The 6,139-nt window shown below is 60.6% G+C and carries 6 protein-coding genes; all 6 read right to left on the bottom strand.

Annotated features, from left to right (window positions below; translation table 11 throughout):
• Window positions 1-139: 139 nt before the first annotated feature.
• Window positions 140-1,363, bottom strand: coding sequence for a 3-hydroxyacyl-CoA dehydrogenase (locus tag ASB58_RS19135; protein ID WP_096006309.1), 1,224 nt, complete (start codon window positions 1,361-1,363; stop codon window positions 140-142).
• A gap of 152 nt (window positions 1,364-1,515) precedes the next feature.
• A complete protein-coding gene (locus ASB58_RS19130; RefSeq protein ID WP_118131994.1) occupies window positions 1,516-2,853 on the bottom strand; it encodes a tetratricopeptide repeat protein in 1,338 nt (445 codons plus the stop codon).
• 98 nt (window positions 2,854-2,951) lie between these two features.
• On the bottom strand, window positions 2,952-3,440 hold the full coding sequence (locus ASB58_RS19125) for a winged helix-turn-helix transcriptional regulator (RefSeq protein WP_118131993.1): 489 nt from the start codon (window positions 3,438-3,440) through the stop codon (window positions 2,952-2,954).
• Window positions 3,441-3,549: 109 nt separating this feature from the next.
• Window positions 3,550-4,521 (bottom strand): NAD(P)H-dependent flavin oxidoreductase, encoded by a 972-nt coding sequence (locus ASB58_RS19120; RefSeq protein WP_096006267.1) that lies wholly within the window; start codon window positions 4,519-4,521, stop codon window positions 3,550-3,552.
• Between the two features lie 160 nt (window positions 4,522-4,681).
• On the bottom strand, window positions 4,682-5,305 hold the full coding sequence (locus ASB58_RS20105; RefSeq protein WP_118131992.1) for a hypothetical protein: 624 nt from the start codon (window positions 5,303-5,305) through the stop codon (window positions 4,682-4,684).
• A gap of 107 nt (window positions 5,306-5,412) precedes the next feature.
• Window positions 5,413-6,139 (bottom strand): YDG domain-containing protein (locus ASB58_RS20100; RefSeq protein ID WP_235827342.1); only part of this gene is annotated, 727 nt, incomplete at its 5' end.

The raw sequence follows: 6,139 nt of genomic DNA, 5'->3' as shown, positions 1-6,139 counted from the left end.
GGGACCAACCCGTTGTGCACACTCGACCATCTGAGTCTCATAAGCTGTTCTGGCTTCAGCGCATAAAAAACCGCCGCACAGTCAGCCTGTGCGGCGGTTTTTTATGGCGTTGCCCGCAGCGATGCGGGCAACTGAGCTATCACGCCTTGGTGAAGCGACCACCTGCTTCGGCCAGCTTGACCAGACCGGCAGCGGGAGTCCAGAACTCGCCACGCTCAGCTTCCAGCGCGCGGATCTCAGCCAACACCTTGTCCAGGCCCAGGCTGTCGGCGTAGGCCATCGGACCACCGCGCTCGGCCGGGAAGCCGTAGCCAAAGCGATAAACGCGATCGATGTCCTCGGCAGACTCGGCATAGCCTTCGTCCAGAATACGTGCACCTTCGTTGACCAGCGCCAGGATGCAGCGGGTAACGATCTCGTCGGAGGACACGTCACGGGCGGTGTAACCGGCTTCTTCAGCCACTTCACGGGCCATCATGTCGGTTTCCGGATCGTGGATGGCCTGACGGCTGCCCGCTTCGTACTTGTAGAAACCGTGACCGCTCTTCTGACCGAAGCGCTCCATTTCGCACAGCTTGTTGTCCAGCCATACGATCGGCTCACCACGGCCGACGCCGGCCAGCTGACGGGAGCGCCAGCCCAGATCAACACCCACTACGTCGTACATGCGGTAGGGGCCCATGGCCATGCCGAAGCCCTGCAGCGCCTGGTCAACTTCCCATGGGGTGGCGCCTTCCAGTACCACTTCACGCGACTGGCGGGAATATTTTTCCAGCATGCGGTTGCCGATAAAGCCGTGGCAGTTACCCGCCAGCACCGCTTCTTTACCAATCTTCTTGCCAACAGCCAGACAGGCGTCCATGACGTCTTGGGCGGTAGCCTTGCCGCGCACCACTTCCAGCAGCTTCATGATGTGCGCCGGGCTGAAGAAGTGCAGACCCAGAACCTGGGTCGGACGCTGGGTCGCAGAGGCGATTTCGTCGATGTCCAGGTAGGAGGTGTTGGTCGCCAGGATGGCGGACGGCTTAACCGCCTTGTCCAGCTCGGTAAAGATCTTCTTCTTCAGATCCATGTTCTCGTAAACGGCTTCAACCACCAGGTCCAGGTCAGCCAGGTCGGCGTATTCCTGAGTGGTGCTGATGCGGTTCAGACGAGCTTGAGCTTCGGCGTCGTCAAAACGCTCCTGGGCGACCGAACGCTTGTACACCGCCGCGATTTCAACCTTGCCCTTTTCCAGCATTTCGCCGTTAACGTCCAGCCAGGTGACCGGATAACCGGCGTTGACGAAGTTCATCACGATACCGCGACCCATGGTGCCAGCGCCGATCACGCCAACCTTCTTGATATCCTCAAACGCAGCCATCGCAGCCACCTCCAATTCAAATGACAAAACGGAAAATTGCTTGCCGGCGACCATGCGGTCACAGGCGGGGTCCGATACAGTACGCAAATTGCGCGCGGATTGGACCCCGTTCACACTGATACAGTGCATTCACACGATGAATAAGGTGGCACTCACAGCGTCGGCAGCGGCTCACCCAGCTGCCACTCGGAGGCTGCACGCTGTGCGCGCTTGACCTCAGAGGCAGACAGGTCCTCGGCCACGATGTCGCGCGCGTTGCGCGCGCCTTCCACACCCTGGCCGGCACACAGAGCAAACAGCATATAAGCCATCGGCGTGTTAACCGGCGTCCCTTCGCCGTTCATATGCATGATCGCCAGGTTGAACATGGCGTTGCCTTCGCCCTGACTGGCTGCCTTGCCGTACCAGTGAATGGCCAGCTGGTTATCTTCCGGCGTACCCTCGCCCTCATCGTGCATGATGGCCAGGTTGTACTGCGCATTCACCTCGCCCTGCTCGGCAGCTGCCGTATACCAGCGAATGGCCGCCTGGTTGTCCTCCGGCGTACCCTCACCCTCGTCATACATCAGCGCCAGGTTGTATTGCGCACTGGCATGGCCCTGCTCGGCTGCAAAGGTGTACCAGTTGATGGCTTCGGCATCGTCTACCTTGGTGCCTTCACCTTCGTCGTACATCAGCGCCAGGTTGTACTGGGCATCGGCGTGGCCCTGCTCGGCCGCCTTGCGATACCACTCGATGGCACGGCGGTCATCCACCGGCATGCCCTCTCCTTCGTCATACATAATGGCCAGGTTGTACTGTGCAGAGGCATCGCCCTGCTCAGCAGCGGCGGTGTACCAGCGGACCGCCTCACGGTCATCCAGCGCCACGCCCTCACCGTGATCATAGAGCAGCGCCAGGTTGTACTGCGCGTCGGCGTGGCCCTGTTGGGCAGCTTTCAGGTAATACTCGGCGGCGCGTGTGTCGTTGACCGGCACCCCTTCACCCTCGTCGTACATGATCGCCAGGTTGTACTGCGCATCGGCATGGCCAAGCTCTGCCGCGCGTTGATACCAGTCAATGGCCTTGAGGTCATCAACCGGTACGCCTTCACCTTCGTCGTACATCAATGCCAGGTTGAACTGCGCCGCAGCATGGCCCTGCTCGGCAGCGCGGGTGTAATACTCGACGGCCTTGAGGTCGTCCAGCTCAACACCCTCGCCCATGTCATACATGTAGGCCACCGAGAACTCGGCAGCGGCGTCGCCCTGTTCTGCTGCCTCGCTGTACAGCTCGAATGCCTTGGCGTAATCCTGCTCGACGCCATCACCATCGTAGTAACGTTGCGCCAGTTCACGCTGAGCTGCAGCGTCGCCGCCCAGGGCCTGTTTAACCCACTGGGTTAGCTGACCACTCAGATCGGCGCGCTTTTCGTACTCGGGGGCTGCCTGCAGCGGCATGGATAACAAGACACCAGTCAAACCCAGTGCCAGCAAAGAGGGTGCTCTCATGAAAACCTTCCCTGTAATGGTGAAAACGCCGCGCAACGCGCGGCAGGGGTGCAAAATGATACCCCACTGAGACAAAATGCCCAGCCTTGAGCCTCGGATTACTCGCTTACGGCGACATCTTCGCCAACCAGTTCACGGACATAGCCATCGGCGCCGGGCCCGGCGACCGCCTGTACTTCCCAGGCTTTGAGCGGCTGCCCCTTGGCCGATAACACCTCAGCGCCGCGGATCGGTGCACCGGTGGCCTTTTCCAACAGCCGCAAGCGGTCTCCCTTGCCATTGGGGCGCCACTTCTCACCCCACTGCATCAGGCTGATGATCACCGGGTACAGATCCAGCCCGGCGGCGGTCAAACGATACTCAAAGGAGCGGCCATCGGCCGCAGAGGGGACTTTCTGCAGCACGCCAGCCTCGGTGAGCTTTTTCAACCGGGCACTGAGCACGCTGCTGGAGATGTCCAGCTGACGCTGGAAGGCATCAAAGGTACGCATGCCGTGAAAGGCATTGCGCAAAATAAGCAGCGACCACCATTCACCGATGATCTCGGCGGTTTTAACAACACTGCAATCGATGTGGCTGGTCGGCATGACGACTCCAAATGACCACCGCCCGGCAACGCCGGGCGGTGGCAAAACCCAAGAACACGCTGATCAATTCCGCTCACCCTGAAGGCCTACAGAATCAATCGGCACATCCTCACAGCATGGACTGCAGACGCTCGCGAATGATGCCTTCGGCCTGCTTCATGATGCGCTCGATCAGGTCTTCACAGCTCGGGATGTCGTGAATCAGGCCGGCGACCATACCGCAGGACCAGGCGCCCAGATCCATCTCGCCGTTTTGCATGATGCGCGGGTACACGCCAGCCACTTCATCGATGATGTCGGCAAAGGTCAGCTTATCGCCCAGCGCCTTCTCTTTCTCGACAATGCGCTCAACCGCCGCGTTGTTCAGTACACGCTCGGTGTTGCGCAGCGGACGCATGACCAGACGGGTGTCCAGCTCGGAGGCAGCAACGATGGCCTGCTTCACATTCTCGTGCACCGGCGCTTCCTTGGTGGCGATAAAGCGCGTGCCCATGTTCATGCCCTCGGCGCCCAGCGCCATGGCCGATACCAGCGAGCGGCCGTCGGCCATGCCACCGGAAGCAACGAAGGGGATTTCCAGTTCTTCGGCCGCGCGCGGCAGCAGAATCATGTTCGGGATGTCATCTTCACCCGGGTGACCGCCACACTCGAAGCCGTCAACGGAAACGGCATCGCAACCGATGGACTGGGCTTTCAGCGAGTGACGCACGGAGGTGCACTTGTGGATGACCTTGATGCCGGCATCTTTCAGCGCGGGCATGTATTCCTGCGGGCTGCGGCCTGCCGTCTCGACAATCTTCACACCGCCCTTGACGATCGCCTCGATGTAGCCCGGGTAGTCCGGGGCGTTGACGGTCGGCAGGAAGGTCAGGTTGACGGCGAACGGTTTATCGGTCAGCTCCCGGCATTTGGCAATTTCGTTGGCCAGGTCAGCCGGGGTTTTCTGGGTCAGACCGGTGATGGTGCCCAGACCGCCAGCGTTGGAGACAGCGGCAGCCAGCTCGGCAAAGCCCACCCAGTGCATGCCGCCCTGAATAATCGGGTGCTCAATGCCAAACAGTTCTGTAATGCGTGTTTTCACGTTGATTTCGCCTCTTGCGGGGAGTGTGACAGGTCGAGCTGGTCGACCCGCTTTTTAGCTTCGGATAGAGAAGCTAAATTTATCCGGCGCGAAAAGCAAGCCATCCCCTGTCTGACTATCACCCCGATATACCGCGCAAGAAATCGGCTGAATACCAGCCCTACAACCTGAACCCGCTATGTGCATGGCAGTACATCCGTTGCCGGGCAGACGCCAGGCGCGTGCCATCCCCGCAACGCTCGGCCAGCCAGGCCCTGGCGCCCTTGCGGCAGGTGCGGTATTCAATGGAGCCACGGCGATAGTTGCGGCAGAAACTGCTGTTATTGATGACGCCATTGCGATACTCGTAGCGGGTTTGCCAGCGGCTGCGCTTGCGCCGCGCATCCACCCATTCAAAACGGGCATCACCGCTGCCACTCAGACCAGCCCGCGGCCGCTCACGACGCGCGGACGCCGCAGGTAACCGGGGTACATGGGCCGACTCCATGATGTTGTCCGGCGCCCGCGCCTCATAGTTGCGGTCATTGAAAACCGTCTGCCGAGGGGGTGGAGCGGCGCTAAGCTCGGCTTCAGCCGACTCCCGCAACATGCTATTGACGATGGCATCATAGTCCGGTGCACTTGTTGGCTCGACTGGTTCTAACGCCGCTGCAGCGTCGTCTGACAGCAGCGGCCCTTTATCCGCAGCGGGCGGTTCCCATGTCAGCCAATACCCTGCTCCACCAGCCAAACCGGCAAGCAGCATCACCCTGCCCGCTCTGATAATCACTCCCCAACCTTCCATATCCGCTCTCCTTGCAAAAAAAACAGGGTGCCGAAGCACCCCGCAAGGAGAAACCGACCACACGTCCAGGCGTGATCCAGTGCAAATCAGGCTGGTCAATTCACCGTCTATCGCCCGCTATCAGCCAGGCCTAGCGGGTCCTGCTCAATGGTCAGCAGACCATCAGGATCGGCCGGTGTCTGCAGTTGGCGTGGCTGCGGCGGTTGGCTGACGATGGCCGACTGATAAGCAGGGCTTTCCACAAAGCCCTGCATGTTGGCGGGTACCGAGTCCGGGGCAACCAGCTGGTAGTTACCCGCGTCAGTGCCGGACAGTGAGGCATCCACCAGAACGCGGTTCTCGCCCGGCGTGAGGCTGGCGAACAGACCGCTGAGCTGCAGCGCAACGTCGTCACCGCTGATGGTACCGCTCAGCATCCCTTTGAGGGTTGCCGCCAGCGAGCCGTCGAACAGTTTGTCCAGGGCGCGGATGTCGGCGGTGATGGTCTTGCGGTCAATATTGGCCGTGGTGCTGCTGTTGGTGGTTAGCACATAGTTGCCCGCATCATCGCCAACGATTGAGCCGCTGACGGTGACCTGCTTGCCGGTACCGGCGTATTTGTCGGCAAAGGCGCCTGTGGTGTTGAACTGCAAATCATCGCCGCTGATTACGCCGTCCAGGGTGCCATGGGTGTTGGCGTAGGTGTTGCCATCATAGGTTTTGCCGTCGGCGGTGATGTTGCCGGTGATGGCCTTGCGTTCGATGGTCAGGGTGCCGTCGACGAATGTCAGCTCGTAGTTGCCGTCAGTGCCGCTGACGGTCAATGCGTAGCTGCCGGCGTTGGTGCCTTTACCG

The sequence above is a fragment of the Pseudomonas abyssi genome, assembly GCF_003444685.1.
In the GTDB taxonomy this organism is placed as follows: domain Bacteria; phylum Pseudomonadota; class Gammaproteobacteria; order Pseudomonadales; family Pseudomonadaceae; genus Halopseudomonas; species Halopseudomonas abyssi.
This window is presented reverse-complemented; position numbering and strand designations above follow the sequence as displayed.